Here is a 15,473-nt window from a genome sequence, read left to right on the forward strand (position 1 = left end):
ATCCTTCATAATATAGGCTCCTTTTCGTGTGTAGCTCTACACTTGGTTTTTTATTTTTGGTAGTAACATTATGACCAAGTGCAATCTACGTTAAGCGATGGGAGCCGTTTTCGTTCATTATGACTAAAGGGACAGGTTAGTTGTAAAAAACATGTTTTAATCTATAATTGGTAATATATTCATAATGGTAGAGGGGTTGGGAACTTGATAAAAGGAATATTTGAAGCACATTTGCCTGTTAAAAATTTAGATGTTTCATTGGAGTTTTATAAAAAGTTGGGTTTAGAATTTGCATGGCGTGATGAAGACACTGCTTTTTTTTGGATTGAAAAAGGAAAAAGTTGGTTAGGTTTGTGGGAGGGAAATGAGTATCAAACGCCATACCATCCTTCCTTACGACATATTGCTTTTCGAGTTTCATATGAAGATTTAAAAGAATCTTTAAAGTGGTTAGATTCTATTCAAGTTGAAGTCGTGCCATTTGGTAGTAGAAAATCTATTGAGCCATTTATTCGACCATATCAAGAAAATGCTTCAGTTTACTTTGAAGACCCTGATGGTAACAGTTTAGAAATGATGTGTTATGTTGAAGTTCCTAATGCTTTAAAACATATTACCGATAAGCTGTCCTTTGAAGATTGGGAGGAATTAGCTAAAAGTACATTAAAAAAAGAGAAGGCATAATTATTTATTTTGCTACCGGGTGCGTTAGCTAGTGATCTGAGCTGTCTTTATGGCAGCTCTTTCTTTATGCACTAACGGGGCAGGTTTGTTGAAGAAGGATTTTCTAGTAAGTATAAAAGGAGTGTGTAAAATATGAATCAATACCTGATAGGAATCTATAAAGGTGAGTTATCGAATCCTCAGCTAAATGAATTAATGGAATATACATCCAAAATATCAAAAAACTCAATAACTACGATATCAATTTCTTCCCCAGAAAATCTGACGTTATTGGTAGGTGAAGAAAAGTCTCAATTATCAACTGGACTTACTGACCAATATTACTTACTAACTAATGAATTACAAAAACTGAATCAATATCAGGATAAGTTTTATTTCGTTTATGATTATAGGAATAGAAAGATAGTAAAAAACCCTACGGTAAGATGTTTTCCTTTAATAAAAATAACAATTAGTGGTACTAATTTACAAAATCTAATTCAAACAGTTAAAGACATAAAACAAGATGTATTTGCAGGTTTCAAAATAAACTTAGAAGAATCAGATTTACTTATTGTTGAAGTTCTTCTTTCCTCTCCAATGTTAGAAGTGATTAATAAGGGTGAAAGAATACCTGAATCCTCACAATGCGATAAACATTATTTATATTTAAGCGAATTAACAGAGTTACTTTCTGATCCTACGTTATGTAACTCTGTTCAAACTAAGGCTATATCAGATTAGAGTCATTTAAAAAACAAAGTTTGTGAAGAAATGTACTTAAACTCCCATGAAAATTAAAAAAGCTCAAAATCCAGAAAAAATCACAACAAAATAGACCCAGTAAAAATGCTTTTAAAAAAAAGGCTGAGCCTTATGAGTGATCTGATTGAGTTTGGTAAATCGTTAAACAAAAACCTCCAATTATAGCAAATTAAGTAGAGGCTAGCGCGACGACCAAAAAAGGATTAATCTCCCATGAGTGCTACCCATAAAGGGCGCGACAGTCGGTGGTACACCGTGGACGTCGGAGTCAGACTAACGGATGGGCTCAAAGGCACCATAGTTTTCAACGACCTTCTTCGCCAGCCATTAAAACATTATCGACATAGAGACCAATTTTCATTCTCTGTGGTGAAGCGCTGATTTTTGCGCTTCATGGATGGCTAACGGGTACGTTAGCTGAAGATCAGAGCTGTCTTTAAGGCAGCTTGTTCTTTATGGAACTATCGGGGCAGGTTAGTTCAACAAGGATTTTACCAATATTTGTAGAATGTTCTTTGTTATAAACAATTTTAGGAGGGGGTAACTTGAACGGTCGGATGTGGTACAAAAATAGATTTTTATAAAAATGATCTGTTACTTTACATTTTATTTTGCATGTTTTTGATAAGATATTTTGCGCATTTGGTGTAAAAGAAATAGCAGAGAGTGGGTTCTCTCTGTGGCTTTGAAAGAAAGTCGTACTGTTTATAAAAAAGTTACACCAGTTTTCCCCCTTTGGATATGGTTATCTAAAGGGGGGTTTTTATAGTGAAAAAGGAAAGAATACCTGAGTTGAAAGGTGGTTTATGGAACTGTTGGGTGACAATAGAGTTGTTCCGTTAAAGGGCCAGATAATTGAACAACACCTTCAAAGAAACTGGATATTTATTAAGCAGAATTTATTTAAAGACTTTTTATTGAAAAAATTCCAGTATAATGAATAGTAAATTAAAAAGGAGTGATTGAATGAGTACATTTGTCTTAGTTCATGGAGCATGGCACGGAGAATGGTGTTGGGATAGAATTGTCCCTTTGTTACAAGATGCTGGACACCGGGTATTAACCTTTGATTTACCAGGTCATGGAATGGATAAAACACCACCTTCTGAAGTGACCTTGAAAAATTATACTGACCGTCTATGTAGTATTTTAGATAATGAGTCTGAAAAGGTTATTTTGGTGGGGCATAGCATGGGTGGAATTGTCATAACTCAGACAGCCGAATATCGCCCTGAAAAAATTCAATTACTCGTTTATTTATGTGCCTTTCTTCCTGCAAATGAGCAAACTTTACTTCAAATACTTGAAAATGATAAAAAAGAATCGCCTCCAACCGTCGTATTAAGTGAAGATAAAACTTATTTAGAGCTCAAAGACGATCTGATAAAGGATGTCTTTTATGGGGAGTGTTCCGAAAGTGATATTTTTGAGGCGAAAGGAAAACTTTGCGTCCAACCACTTTTACCTTTTATCACACCTGTTCGCATAACGGAAGATCATTTCGAAAAAGTTCCTCGTGTTTATATTGAAACCCTTAAAGATAATGCGATCTCCATCATGTGCCAAAGAGAAATGTACACTAGAACACCTTGCAGGCAAATAATTACCCTTGATACAGACCATTCACCATTCTTTTCGCAACCGGAAGTATTATCGTCACATTTGAAAAATTTGGTAAGCGAATAAGGATTGAAAATGATAGTTAACTAGAGGATTTTTGAAAATTATCAAATGAATATCAGCCGGAGCACTAAGCACCTGATCGAACTTGTTGAGCAGTTCGAAAAAATAGGAGTCGATTTTATTTCTATCCAGGACAATATAGATACTTCCACCGCCATGGGCCGTTTCTTCTTTAGGATGATGGCAAGCATGGCCGAACTTGAAGGCGACATTATATCAGAAATAACTCAGACAGGATTGAAAGCAGCAAGAGCCAGGGGAAAACTTGGTGGCCGACCAAAAGCTGATCAGGCAAAGTTAGAGTACGCTTATCACTTATACCAGCAAAAGAAATTGACTGTAAAAGAGATATGTGAAAAAGCCGATGTTTCCCGAACTTCCTTATATAGATTCATTGACGAACAGAAGGGGGTAGCCAATTAATGATTTATACTATACTTTCCGTTTTGCTCGCTGCGTGCATCGGTTGGATAGCTTATCTATTAAAAAAGAGAAAAGAAATGGTGGAGAAATCCAATAAGCAAATAGGTTCCATGGAAGAAGCGCATAAACAAGAAATAGCAAGCACCAAGGAAGTACATGAAAACTCTATAGATACCATGAAATCAAAGGTTAGTGAGCACTTGACCACAATCAAAGGAAAACATCAAGATGAAATGGAAAAGCTAAGACTCGAAAATGAGGATTTAAGGAATAAAACTAGAAACCGGGGTGAAATCCTTACCCAATTAATCTTAGAGAATCTAAAAGAAGATTTAATAAATAAAAGCATACTTAAAGAAGATGAAATGATTATCCTGCCTAATATCTTTATTCCTGAAGAAAACGGAAAGACTCGTCAAATTGATCACCTTGTTCTCTTGCCACAAGGTCTTTACGTAATAGAAACGAAAAACTGGAAAGGTCATATCGTCTTAGGGATGACCAAAAGAAACAGTGGGAAATTTTCATTTTTACCTGATTTATTATGCAGCTCGAAGGAAGAAACGATCATATTTAAAAAAGAAAGTTCGGGAATCTCCGTAAAAACCAATTACGGTAATCCAATTACCCAGGTAGCAGGTGCGGCGTTCATACTATCTGAGTATCTTAAAAAGAAATCCGTTCGGGTCGGATGGGTCGAATCCATTGTCTTTTTTAACCATGACGATAAAACATTATACGATTGGTCGACAAATCCCAAAGTAAAACGAATGGCGGAAAAAGAAGAATTAGTCCAATTCTTTAAAACCGAAATAACCGGAAGAGATAGAAGATACTCGGCCCATCAATTAAATGAAATAAAGGACCATATAGAGAAAACCAATTATATAGCTGAAGCTATGAAATTATAAAAGGTATCGCTAATTAATTTGTAGAACTTATTGAGTGAAAAACGATTGCAGGTGTGACTTACATGCTGGATTAACACATTCATATATATCCCCTAGCTTTTGAAAACCTTCTTTGTGATTGTAAAGTCTTGTGCCTAGTTTAGAGTGAATATATAAACAGGAAAATCCATTCTTTCGTAGAATGTATAGGGAAAAGGAGGGATATTTCATGAAGGATCCAGGTGTTGTCAGCAGTGGTGGATTTACATTTGATTTAGGTATTAAAGTAGGTGGTTAATAAGAATTTAGAGAGCATCCATTAATTTGGGTGCTTTTTATTACAGGAAAATAGTCCCTTCTGTCGAATTATTAGGACTAAAGGAGATGGTTAGATGGGTTTCAGATTTGATATGAGAAATAAAACACCTCAGCAACAAGCTATTGTTAGAAAAAATGACGAATCGGAAAAGCTTAGAAAAGAACAAATAAAAAAAGAAGAAGAGATCAAGTGTACTGCTGTTGAAAAAACTCGAGATTATGAAGGTGTTAACTTTATAAAAGGAACGAAAACTCTTCTGCAATTGAGAGTAAGTAATACAGCTTTAGTGAATGACCCTTGTGGATTGAAAGACTCAGATGCGCACAAATGGCTTTGTAAAATAGGGATGACTTTCATCGATCAGGTTAAAGAATATGAAGTTCTAACTATAACTTCATATGATGTTCTGAACCAAGAGCTAACCATTGATTGGAAAGACCTAAGAAGAGAAACTAAGACAACAGAGGACTAAGGTAAGGTTAATGGTCATGGCGGTACTATACGTCCAACGTAAATTTAAACGATTATGAAGCATCCATTATTTTGGGTGCTTTTTTTATTGGAAAAATATTATGGTTTGGGAGTACCGCCCAAGGGGAAAAGACCAAAAGATAAAATACTAGCCTTAAAGGCTAAAAGGTTGCCATCACGGCAACCATAACTTAGTTTATAAGGGGAACGTAATAATCACTACAATTTAATTCTTCATCATAATAGGGGCAACCCATTTCTTCAACTCCTAACTGGGGTAACGCCACATCGCCATCAAGCTAAGCGCACAAGAGATAATATAAAAGTGTGTTCTCTTTAATTTGCTATGGTAACACTAAAAATGCGCATGACAAAAAAAACCATCAAATTGGTTTTTGGGGTCCCGGCAGAAAAACGCGGAAAATATACGTTAAGCCAATTTCTGGATAAAAAAAGCCGATTTCCTTTACGCTAGGGAATTAATCGGCTCTTACTTTTGGATTTAAAATTATATATTGCTTGATGTAGTCTGGTCACGCCTTCTTTTATTTCTTCATTTTTTAGATGCCCATAACCCAAAATAATTTGATTATGATGTTTTCCTTTTTCAATAGTATGATCTTCTACCGGATATACCTTAACTCCAAACTGTTCGATCCATTCAAGTAATTCTTTTGAAAAATGGGATTCATTCAATTCAACAATTAGGTGTAAGCCTGTTGAATAACCGAAAATATTAACCTTATTTGAAAATGTTGTTTTTAAACAATGAATAAGGAAGTTTCTTCGGTTTTTATAAATCTTCTTCATCTTCGTAATATGTCGTTCCAAATAATCTTCATCAATAAAACGTGCAAGGATAAGCTGATCTAAAGAAGGGGTATGCAGATCCGAAAACCATTTTAGCCTGCGGCATTTTTCAATAAGATGTGAAGGAAGAATTAAATATCCCATTCTAAGTGCTGGTGATAAGATTTTACTAAACGAACCAATATATAGTACACGTTCTGGTTCTAATCCCTGTAATGAACTTACAGGTGGACCTTCATATCGAAACTCACTGTCATAATCATCCTCAACAAGATAACAATTTGTTTTTCTCGAGTAGTTAATCAATTGAATTCGTCTTTGAATCGGTAACGTTCCTCCTAACGGGAACTGATGTGAAGGGGTAATAAAGACAAACTTCGGATTTTTATTTAACGGCAGCAAAGATGTTTTCATCCCATACTTATCAACTGGTATGGGGTAAAGGGCAGAGCCTGAAATTTTAAATATGGTTTGAATATCATTCGTTATTGGATCTTCCATTATTACTAAATCATCCGGAGATAAAAGTAATTTAGAAACAAGTGTTAAAGCCTGAGTTGCACCGGAAGTAATTATAATTTGTTCTGGGTGACAATCAACACCCCTTGTTTTCAGTAAATAGCGTGATAAAACCTGCCTTAATTCCGGACGTCCTTCAGGAATATCATATCCAAACGAAGAAGGCGGAATTTCATTCCATATATTATTAGACAATTTTGCCCATGTCTTACGTGGAAATAAATCCAATGCGGGTATCCCTGAACGAAAGTTGATAATATCATTATCTTTATTTTTATCTTCAACCCAATTTAAAGAATGAAACAAAGGATACTTTTTCTTTTGTTCTAAAAAAGTCCCTTCAGCAACAAATGTCCCTGAACCCCTCCGTGAAACTAAAAAACCTTCAGCCAATAATTGATCATAAGCTTCTAAAATCACATTCCTGGACACTTTTAACTCAGAAGATAGTTCACGTGTCGATGGTAGTTTCTCTCCTGATTGTAAGTTGCCATTTAAAATTCGTTCCCGTATTTGCTGATAAACTTGTCTTATTAAAGGTATATCCAACGACCGATCAATGGGTATCCAAAGCATATTTACATTTTCCCCTTAAATAAAATTGGTACCGTAAAAAATTATAATAAGTGGTACTAATATAAACCATTTTACCATGTTAAAGTTGATTCAAATAGTAAAAAGGAGATGTATGGTAATGATTAATCCAGAAGTCCAAATCACCCAAGCACTTAAATCGATTGCACGAAATGAACATATCAAATCCTATATTCAAAAATCCAATGAACTCTATCCCTTATTATTGCAAGCTACCCAACGATTTGTCACCGGAGAACATAGGCAAGATGGGATTGTAACAGCAAAAGAACTAATCACAAGAGGTTATTTTATTTCACTGGAATACATAGGGGAAAATACAACGGATTTAGAAGAATGTCGAAAAGCAAAAAATGAGTTTTTGAAACTTATTGAAGAAATGGGTTCTCTGTCTATGAAGCAAACTGTCTCGCTTGATTTATCACATATCGGGTTATCTGTGGATTCAGAAACAGCTTATATTCATTTACTGGAAGTAGCCAAGAAAGCAAATCTGTACGGCATTACACTTATGATAAGTATGGAAGAGTCATCGAAAACAAATGAAATTCTTGATATCTATAAAAAAACAACGGAGCAGTACCCTAATGTAGGGATAACTATACAGGCACACTTATATCGATCTAACAATGATATTCAAGAACTCATTCATTATCCTGGGAAGATACGAGTTGTCAAAGGAGCTTATCAAGAATCTGTTGATATTGCTATGTCTAGATCAAAGGAATTAAATAACCGTTATCTTAAACTTGTACAAAAATTAATAGAAGCTAATCACTCAGTATCCATAGCCTCACATGATGAGATGCTCATTCAAGAAATGGCACACCGTCAATACCTTAATCATCCAAACGTAGAAATGGAAATGCTCTATGGAATCCGTCCGGATTTGTTAAGGGATTTAAAAAGTAAAGGGTACAACTGTAAAGTATATTTGACTTACGGAAAAGAGTGGTACTTGTATTTATGTCATCGAATAGCTGAATATCCGGAAAATCTATATGGTGTAGTAACGGATATGATTAATCCATCTTTAACAGAGAGAAGTAAATCCTATTGAACGAACATTTAGTCCCAAGTTTGAAAATCATTTTGGCCATGATTATTGTGGGAAGTTCGGTTGTAGTAGGTAAACTGATCGTTCAAAGTTTTCCCGTGTTCTTAGCATCCGAACTAAGATTCCTTGTCGCAAGCATTATTTTAGTTCCATTATTGATAAAATTTGAAGGGTTCCCTTCTATTAGTAAGGGAGATTTATTGATCCTGTTTTTACAAGCATTATCTGGTGTATTTTTGTTTAATATTCTTATGTTATATGGACTTACAATAACCACAGCCATTGAAGGTGGAATTATTACAAGTACAATTCCAGCAGTCACAGGCGGGCTTGCCTTCTTTTTCCTTAAGGAGAAATTAACAAAAAATGTAATAACGGGAATTTTGCTAGCAGTTTTAGGCACATTAACAATCAATTTTTCCGGATCTTTTTCATCCGTTGAACGTGGATCCTCCCCTTTATTTGGAAATTTACTTATTTTCGGTGCCGTTATTAGTGAAGCTTTGTTTATTATATTTGGGAAGTTTGTCGCACAGCGAGTTAGTCCTCTTGCTATTTCAACGATTGTCAGTGTTTTTGGGACTGTTTTATTTTTACCCTTTTCCCTCTATGAAGGTAATCAGTTTAAGTTTGAAGAAGTATCCATTACAGAGTGGGGATTAGTATTCTATTTCGGTATGGTTGTAACTGTCATTGCTTTTATTCTTATGTACCAGGGTGTTTCAAAAGTTCCTGCAAGTACAGCTGGAGTATTAACAGGTGTTTTACCAATGAGCAGTGTCATTCTTTCTGTGCTTATCTTAGGTGAAGAAACCTCCTTTATCCATTTTGTAGGAATTGGCTTTACATTAACAGCTATTTATTTGATGGCAAAACCGGCGAAGAAAACACCTAGTCCAAATTGTTAGTCTCAAAAACATTCGTTTTTGAGACTGGATTAATTTAAAAATAAAATAACCTCAAACACTATTAGTATTGGTTTTAAAACTCATCTCAAAAACAAAATCTCATAATCTGCATTTTTTATGATTTATGAGACAATAAGTTGAAATACTAACGCGTGCCAGTGCTTTAAATATATTAATTAATGCAATTAGTGTATGGAATACAGTTTACCTAACGGAAGCTATAAAAGTCTCAAAAGAAAAAGGGCTATTACATGAAGGGTTAATTCAACATATTTCCCCTTTAGCCTGGGAGCATATTAATTTTCTAGGAGAGTATAAATTCAATTTAAAACAAACAACGGATTTACGATCTCTAAGATAAAATTTAAAGTCGATTCTCCTTAGCGTAAGGAAAATCGGCTTTTTGTATCCAGAAATTAGCTTAGCGTATATTTTCCGCGTTTTTCTGCCGGGACCCTGCCGGGACCCCTATATTCAACTTTTAGGAAATTTTCTACCTGATAATTATCCTCATGATTTATTGCATCTATCAAAGCTTCCAAGATGGCCAAACCATCCGGAATCCTCAATTATTACTTCTCAATCGGTTCCTCCTTCTTCAAACGCTGTCCGCCAGCGAGCAGAGGCTGAACCACTATTAGATTCCGTTTTCTTTAGCACTTTTTCGCACGTTCATCCAAGGAATAGTGCTTCCTGTCGTCCGTTTCCCAAAAAGACTGAAGCCAGCCTTCCTGCTCAAGTAGGGAGCATACATATAAGAAGCTTTCGTTATTTTCAAACTTCCGGATGCCTTTCTGATAAAGAAATTCGTTAATCTTACAATAATCATACTTACAAAGGAAGCCCAAAAGGCTCCCTTTTGTATGCAGCTTAACTTTTTAATGATAGCCATTCTGCCCATTTGCAGAACCTGATGTTTTATGGTTCCCCTTTTTACCCTTATGCTTTCCTTTCTTACTCATGAAAGAATTCCTCCCCAATACAAGATGTTATTTCTTGATTAGTGTTCGTTGAAGAGCTTTCAGGTATTACGGGAACTGAAGGAAGCTCATTCACATTTTGGATAATCTTCATTTATGAAGGCTTTGATTTCTCCCACTATAATGATGATGAGCCCAGATAGATAAAACCAGATCATTAACACAATGATGCCATCAAGACTGCCGTATGTAGCAGACTTAAAGAAGTATTCGCAAAGGATTTTGATATCATAAGTTTTAGGGGAATGAAAAAGATTACTCAACCAAGTGAATTTTTCGGAGAAGAATTTTTGTGGACAAGCTTAATGCAAATGAAATAGTTGTTGAACTCCCATGAGGAATGGGCTGGCGCCAACGACGAGAAAAGGATTAATCTCCCATGAGTGCTACCCCTATAGGGCGCGACAGTCGGTGGTACACGTAGTCGTTGGAGTCAGAGACTAACAGATGGGCTCTAAGGCACCATAGTTCAAAGACCTTCTTCGCAAGCCATTAAACATTATTGACCCGGAACCCCATTTTCATTCTCTGGTTTTCCGCTGCATGGATGGCTAACAGGTGCGATACTTCAATAACGAAGCGTCGCTTTTTTTCTTATAGAGCTAAATGGGCAGGTAAGTTTAAGAAGGAATTTCATATATAAAATAGTAAAAAAGGTTAGTTTTGAAAACGAGTAAAATACGGAAGGAGTAAGAAATTGATATGACAACCGGAAACAACAGGCAAAAAATCAATGTAATTGTGGCTCCTATTACTTTTTTTATTTATCTGTAAAATGTTTCTATTCTTATATCTTAATCAGTTTAAATACTTTATCGAATTTGGTTTACTGAAATTTAAGTCCATATCAAAACATTGCCAGCATCATCAACCCCCTAAAAGCAAATATTAGATGATGGAAGGGGAAAATTTTGCTTTCCAAATTTTATATAGAGGAAGTGTCTGAAAATGAATAACTGGATACCAGCGCTTTTGAATACAGGGAGAAGGCAAAACATGTTAAAGATGTTTGGCAGAAAAAGAAATAATAGAGGTATGATGTGGGCGTCTTTATTAGGTCTAGGAGTTAGTGCAGCTGCTTATGGATTAGGAAGAAATCGAAACAGATATATGCTGCATCCTGTTCAAAATGTAATGAATAATATTCGAACGCAAACAGCTGGCCGAATGCCAAACGCTGCTGCTATAACAGAGTTTTCAAAGGACCTGACAAAAATCCTTTAACAAACAAATGAATTTCTTCACATAAAAATGCCCACTTCAATGTGGGCATTTTTATGTGAAGAAATTGGAATCAGTAAAATCTGAAATTTCTTTTGGTAAAAGACTGATTCCTGTATAAAAACAAATAATAATCCCACATGATTTCGACTAAAATATAGCTGCTATTGACGGGCAAAATAATTTACGCAGCGAGCAATTTTATCTAATATGATACTGGTCATGGTGGCAATAAAGGCACTTCCGATAATATCAGATGGATAATGATGTCCTACCCAAATACGTGAGAAGCCCGTCAACACAGATAATACCCACATGATTGAACCAAGGACACGGTCATAAAGAAAAATAGAAGTAGATATAGCAAATACAATAAGAGTATGTTTACTTGGAAATGAAGAATCCATTTTTGAAGGAATGAGTAAGCCTAACCGACGTTTCACAAACGGACGTGGTTTAAAATAAAACAATTTAATCAAAGTGTTAATAAACAAAGTTACCCCCACAGATATCACCGCGTTGCAAGACACTTTTTTGTAAGAATCATTTCTAAACCACATGAAAATCAAAACAAAAATAAACACATAACGAATTTTATTTGAGATCAATATCATCAGCAAATCAATTGGAGAACAACGTCCAGAAAGCTGATTGATTGACTTAAATACTTTGTAGTTCATAAAAATTATCTCCTTACTTTATAGATACAAATAAAATTCCCTACTAAGCAAGAAATATGTAAAATCGCAGAATCCAGTTGTTTCTTAATATAAGTTATCAAAAATAAGACATAAAAAAATTTTACAATGGAAAAATAAATAAAACAGTCTTGAGTATGAATTAGAGAAGATTATTAGGCTGGTTCAATAAATAGGAGAAGGATGATTTAAGTGGCATCTTCATAAGCAAAGAATTGGGATAATCCAATCCTTTTTTTATTTCATTTAAATAAACATTTGAATAATAAATTTGAATTTGTATTACTTTTCATCAATTGGGAAAATATATAAATGAGAACAAGAAGGAGGAAACAAATGGAAGCGAATATGAGTGTTGAAGAAGTCGTGAATCAAATTTCTAAATTAGTAGAAAAAGAAGGGAAGACACCTCGGAAAAAAGAGGTAAAGAAGTCAGATCCGGAGTTAATGAAAAACGCATTGTATTATTTTCCTAATTGGGATAATGCAGTAGAACATAGCATTGGATCTTAACCATAAACGATACATAAACATTTATTTTTTCAAATTGGTGTATAATCCCTTCGCTTTTGTAAAAATTACAAATGTATTGGATCTAACCACAAAAGTTGCCTGAGTGGAAAGGGCATCTTTTGTGGTTTTTTATATTTGTAATCGAAGGCTTCCTGGACCATTTGAATAGCAGCTTGGTATCAAGGCAGGCTAAATCTCTTTGGATACGGAAACCATGTAGGGTTATACTATAACTATTTTTTAGGGGCATTTTCTTTAGGTTTCTTAACTAAAAAGTACATAAAGATAGCAGATATTAGTATGACCCCACCTATGACAAACCAAACGAATAAATCCGTATTGATGAAATGCTGATAAATCCATGTATCATACCTTAAACCAACCTCTGTTTGTTTATTTAGTTTGAACGCTAATGATCAACACTATCCCAAAAAAACAAGAAATAAAATGAATAGTACGTTTAAGATGTACAGTATCACTTGTGTTTACTCAATAAGGGAGGTTGCTAAGGTAGCCTTTTTATTATGGAACTATCGGGGCAGGATAGTTGAAGATGAATGTTACAATAAAAGAAAAATGAAGCAAGGTGATATTTTGTTTATAACGTTTGTAAGTTATTTTGTTATCTTTTTTATTATTGCAAGACTTGTTAGCCTAACGGGTAAGATTAGCTGGATGCCACTGATAAAAACAACTACGAGACATGATGCAATATTAGCAATAATTTTTTCATTCATTGTTGCTGTTTTAACCCTTAATGGATAAAACACTATTTAGACCTTGTTGAAATATTTATTGGGAGATGCCAAACAGTATATTCCTTCGTGAAACTCTCACTTTCAACAGTAATTAGTGAATCATCTTTGTTAAAAATATAACCAGAACCCATCTGTTCTTTAAAGGACCAACCTTTTTTCTTTAATAAGGAAAATAAGGGATGGGTATTATTTGCAGTGGATAAGTATAAAATTTCATCATTCCTTTCCTCAAATTTTTTAATTTCATTATCAGTAAGTATAATGCTAGCTACTGCTATTGACTTTTTTCCAAATGATGTGTTTGAGGACAATCCTATTAATAATAGTAAAAGTCCGCAGACTATTATTATTCTTTTGGTTGTTTTCCTATTAATGAAAATCACCACCCTTTTTATAACGAGATTACATCATTCGGCAGAAATGTTAATAGGTATAAATATTCATTGTTATTGAACAAATGGGTGCGTTAGCTGAAGATCGGAGCTGTCTTTAAGGCAGTTTTTTCTTATAGAACTAACGGGGCAGGTTAGTTGCACAAGCATAGGAAATAAAATAAACCGTATATCCCCACTAATGGTAAAATAATGTTATAAAAACGGAGGGGTAATATGGGAATTATTAATATAAGCATTAAAGAGCGTATGGAGTATCATAATGTAAATGGTTTGAGCATTGCAGTAATTAATAACGCTCAAATTAGTATGGCAGAACACTATGGTTTACTTGAGGCAGGAACGACTAAAAGTGTAAATAGTAATTCTATTTTTAGTGCTTGTTCGATTAGTAAGTTCTTAACCGGGATGCTTGTTTTGCTACTAACTGAACAAGGTCTTGTTGATTTAGATGAGGATATAAATAAAAAGCTAACATCGTGGAAAGTTCCTGATAATAAATTTACTGAAAACCAATATGTTACATTAAGAAACTTGCTTAGTCATCAATCTGGAATTATAGATCCTGAAGATAGTTTTATGGAACTTAATTCGAATGACGGTATTCCCTCTATTGTTGACCTATTAAAGGGACACACACCCTATTGTAAAGTACCTATTCAAGTTAACTATGAACCTAAGAGCGACTTTCAATATTCAGATGCGGGCTATTGTATAATACAACTACTGATAGAAGATGCGACTGGTAAACCTTTCGAAGATATAATAGACGAACTAATATTTCAACCATTAAAAATGCACAACAGTTCATTAGCAATGACCATTTCAGAAGAGAAAAGCGATAACTTTTCTTGTGGTCATAAAAAAAGTGGAGAATTAGTTGATGGAAAATATGCAATATACCCTTATCAAGCTGCGTCAGGGCTATGGACAACACCTTCAGATTTATCCATTTTGGTTATTGAATTAATTAATTCTTTAAAAGGTAAAAGTAAGATTGGACTTTCTGTAAGTAAAGCAAAAGAAATGATAACCTCCCAAGGTTGTAAAGAGTGGACTGGATTAGGGGGGGTTTTAGATGATTCAAAAGGAGAACTAGAAATTTCATCGCTTGGTTGGGGAGTGGGCTTTCAATGTATGATGGTTGCATATCCCTATTTAGAAAAAGGATTAGTTATAATGACAAATACAGATTTAGGTGTCCATCAATTGAAAGGGATCATTGGTGAAATATATGATTCCTACGCTTCTGGATTGTGAAGAAATGTACTTAAACTAACGGGTGCGTTAGTGCCATAAGAAGGCCGCCAATTGGCGGCCTTCTTAATGTACATTCTTACCCAAATCATACTTTCACTTTATTTATGGTCATTGAAAATTTTTCATTTTTTTCCATATTAATCATTCACTCTGCTATAATTGTATAATTCGGAAATGAAAAAATATTCCAAAGGAAGATGGTGCTCTATATTTATGACTAATGATCATCGAGTTATAGGATTTATTGGAACTGGGGTTATGGGGAAAAGTATGGCTACCATATCCTAAAAGCAGGATATGAGTTACTGGTATATAACCGTACCCAATCACGCACTACAGATTTAGTTAAAATGGGAGCAACATGGATAAATACTGTGGGTGAATTATCCGAAAAAGCTGATATTATTATTACAATGGTAGGCTACCCGCAAGATGTAAAAGAAATTTATCTAGGAGAAGAAGGAATATTACATAAAGCAAAAAAAGGAACCTATGTCATTGATATGACGACTTCTAGCCCTATATTAGCTCGTGAAATTCATAAAAAAG

13 protein-coding genes and 4 pseudogenes are annotated in these 15,473 nt (G+C 34.6%); 13 read left to right on the forward strand and 4 right to left on the reverse strand.

Features of this window, described 5'->3' with window-relative positions; translation table 11 throughout:
• The first annotated feature begins 204 nt into the window (after nucleotides 1-204).
• From Q8G36_RS27875 to Q8G36_RS27900, 6 genes and pseudogenes are all read left to right on the forward strand, one after another.
• Nucleotides 205-684 carry a VOC family protein gene (locus Q8G36_RS27875; RefSeq protein WP_305161307.1) on the forward strand — a complete coding sequence of 160 codons (480 nt, stop codon included), beginning with the start codon at nucleotides 205-207 and terminating at the stop codon, nucleotides 682-684.
• Nucleotides 685-816: 132 nt separating this feature from the next.
• Nucleotides 817-1,407 carry a hypothetical protein gene (locus Q8G36_RS27880; protein WP_305161306.1) on the forward strand — a complete coding sequence of 197 codons (591 nt, stop codon included), beginning with the start codon at nucleotides 817-819 and terminating at the stop codon, nucleotides 1,405-1,407.
• Nucleotides 1,408-2,394: 987 nt separating this feature from the next.
• Nucleotides 2,395-3,114 (forward strand): alpha/beta fold hydrolase, encoded by a 720-nt coding sequence (locus Q8G36_RS27885; RefSeq protein WP_305161305.1) that lies wholly within the window; start codon nucleotides 2,395-2,397, stop codon nucleotides 3,112-3,114.
• 51 nt (nucleotides 3,115-3,165) lie between these two features.
• Nucleotides 3,166-3,534, forward strand: a pseudogene (locus Q8G36_RS27890) (recombinase family protein); the annotation flags it as partial.
• A complete protein-coding gene (locus Q8G36_RS27895) occupies nucleotides 3,534-4,445 on the forward strand; it encodes a nuclease-related domain-containing protein (RefSeq protein ID WP_305161303.1) in 912 nt (303 codons plus the stop codon). The pseudogene Q8G36_RS27890 and the gene Q8G36_RS27895, both read left to right, overlap by 1 nt.
• Before the next feature lie 371 nt (nucleotides 4,446-4,816).
• A complete protein-coding gene (locus Q8G36_RS27900; protein WP_305161302.1) occupies nucleotides 4,817-5,215 on the forward strand; it encodes a hypothetical protein in 399 nt (132 codons plus the stop codon).
• 470 nt (nucleotides 5,216-5,685) lie between these two features.
• On the opposite strand, the gene Q8G36_RS27905 is transcribed toward Q8G36_RS27900, so the two are convergent.
• Entirely contained in the window at nucleotides 5,686-7,119 is a 1,434-nt protein-coding gene (locus Q8G36_RS27905; RefSeq protein ID WP_305161301.1) for a PLP-dependent aminotransferase family protein, read from the reverse strand.
• 118 nt (nucleotides 7,120-7,237) lie between these two features.
• Here Q8G36_RS27905 and Q8G36_RS27910 point away from each other — a divergent pair, with 118 nt between their 5' ends.
• From Q8G36_RS27910 to Q8G36_RS27920, 3 genes and pseudogenes are all read left to right on the forward strand, one after another.
• Nucleotides 7,238-8,197 carry a proline dehydrogenase family protein gene (locus Q8G36_RS27910; RefSeq protein ID WP_305161300.1) on the forward strand — a complete coding sequence of 320 codons (960 nt, stop codon included), beginning with the start codon at nucleotides 7,238-7,240 and terminating at the stop codon, nucleotides 8,195-8,197.
• A 32-nt stretch (nucleotides 8,198-8,229) separates the two neighbouring features.
• Nucleotides 8,230-9,102 (forward strand): DMT family transporter, encoded by an 873-nt coding sequence (locus Q8G36_RS27915; RefSeq protein ID WP_305161299.1) that lies wholly within the window; start codon nucleotides 8,230-8,232, stop codon nucleotides 9,100-9,102.
• A 145-nt stretch (nucleotides 9,103-9,247) separates the two neighbouring features.
• Nucleotides 9,248-9,463 (forward strand): annotated as a pseudogene (locus Q8G36_RS27920) (Tn3 family transposase); the annotation flags it as partial.
• A 687-nt stretch (nucleotides 9,464-10,150) separates the two neighbouring features.
• Here the strand turns inward: Q8G36_RS27920 and Q8G36_RS27925 are convergent.
• A pseudogene (locus tag Q8G36_RS27925) lies at nucleotides 10,151-10,279 on the reverse strand (ribonuclease); the annotation flags it as partial.
• A gap of 751 nt (nucleotides 10,280-11,030) precedes the next feature.
• Between Q8G36_RS27925 and Q8G36_RS27930 the strand changes: the two are divergent.
• On the forward strand, nucleotides 11,031-11,306 hold the full coding sequence (locus Q8G36_RS27930) for a hypothetical protein (protein WP_305161298.1): 276 nt from the start codon (nucleotides 11,031-11,033) through the stop codon (nucleotides 11,304-11,306).
• A 161-nt stretch (nucleotides 11,307-11,467) separates the two neighbouring features.
• On the opposite strand, the gene Q8G36_RS27935 is transcribed toward Q8G36_RS27930, so the two are convergent.
• On the reverse strand, nucleotides 11,468-11,983 hold the full coding sequence (locus Q8G36_RS27935; RefSeq protein WP_305161297.1) for an undecaprenyl-diphosphatase: 516 nt from the start codon (nucleotides 11,981-11,983) through the stop codon (nucleotides 11,468-11,470).
• 354 nt (nucleotides 11,984-12,337) lie between these two features.
• On the opposite strand from Q8G36_RS27935, the gene Q8G36_RS27940 reads away from it, so the two are divergent.
• Complete coding sequence (locus Q8G36_RS27940; protein ID WP_305161296.1) at nucleotides 12,338-12,514, forward strand: hypothetical protein; 177 nt, start codon at nucleotides 12,338-12,340, stop codon at nucleotides 12,512-12,514.
• A 769-nt stretch (nucleotides 12,515-13,283) separates the two neighbouring features.
• Here Q8G36_RS27940 and Q8G36_RS27945 read toward each other — a convergent pair.
• Complete coding sequence (locus Q8G36_RS27945) at nucleotides 13,284-13,655, reverse strand: hypothetical protein (protein WP_305161295.1); 372 nt, start codon at nucleotides 13,653-13,655, stop codon at nucleotides 13,284-13,286.
• A gap of 225 nt (nucleotides 13,656-13,880) precedes the next feature.
• Between Q8G36_RS27945 and Q8G36_RS27950 the strand changes: the two genes are divergently transcribed.
• On the forward strand, nucleotides 13,881-14,924 hold the full coding sequence (locus Q8G36_RS27950; RefSeq protein WP_305161294.1) for a serine hydrolase domain-containing protein: 1,044 nt from the start codon (nucleotides 13,881-13,883) through the stop codon (nucleotides 14,922-14,924).
• Nucleotides 14,925-15,137: 213 nt separating this feature from the next.
• Nucleotides 15,138-15,473 (forward strand): annotated as a pseudogene (locus tag Q8G36_RS27955) (NAD(P)-dependent oxidoreductase); the annotation flags it as partial.

The sequence above is a fragment of the Peribacillus frigoritolerans genome, assembly GCF_030676415.1.
Classification (GTDB): Bacteria; Bacillota; Bacilli; order Bacillales; family DSM-1321; genus Peribacillus; species Peribacillus frigoritolerans_A.

Coding starts and splice junctions, on each gene's coding strand:
- Q8G36_RS27880 (WP_305161306.1), top strand. CDS start 817: ATGAATCAATACCTGATAGGAATCTATAAAGGTGAGTTATCGAATCCT.
- Q8G36_RS27885 (WP_305161305.1), top strand. CDS start 2,395: ATGAGTACATTTGTCTTAGTTCATGGAGCATGGCACGGAGAATGGTGT.
- Q8G36_RS27895 (WP_305161303.1), top strand. CDS start 3,534: ATGATTTATACTATACTTTCCGTTTTGCTCGCTGCGTGCATCGGTTGG.
- Q8G36_RS27900 (WP_305161302.1), top strand. CDS start 4,817: ATGGGTTTCAGATTTGATATGAGAAATAAAACACCTCAGCAACAAGCT.
- Q8G36_RS27905 (WP_305161301.1), bottom strand. CDS start 7,119: ATGCTTTGGATACCCATTGATCGGTCGTTGGATATACCTTTAATAAGA.
- Q8G36_RS27910 (WP_305161300.1), top strand. CDS start 7,238: ATGATTAATCCAGAAGTCCAAATCACCCAAGCACTTAAATCGATTGCA.
- Q8G36_RS27930 (WP_305161298.1), top strand. CDS start 11,031: ATGAATAACTGGATACCAGCGCTTTTGAATACAGGGAGAAGGCAAAAC.
- Q8G36_RS27935 (WP_305161297.1), bottom strand. CDS start 11,983: ATGAACTACAAAGTATTTAAGTCAATCAATCAGCTTTCTGGACGTTGT.
- Q8G36_RS27940 (WP_305161296.1), top strand. CDS start 12,338: ATGGAAGCGAATATGAGTGTTGAAGAAGTCGTGAATCAAATTTCTAAA.
- Q8G36_RS27950 (WP_305161294.1), top strand. CDS start 13,881: ATGGGAATTATTAATATAAGCATTAAAGAGCGTATGGAGTATCATAAT.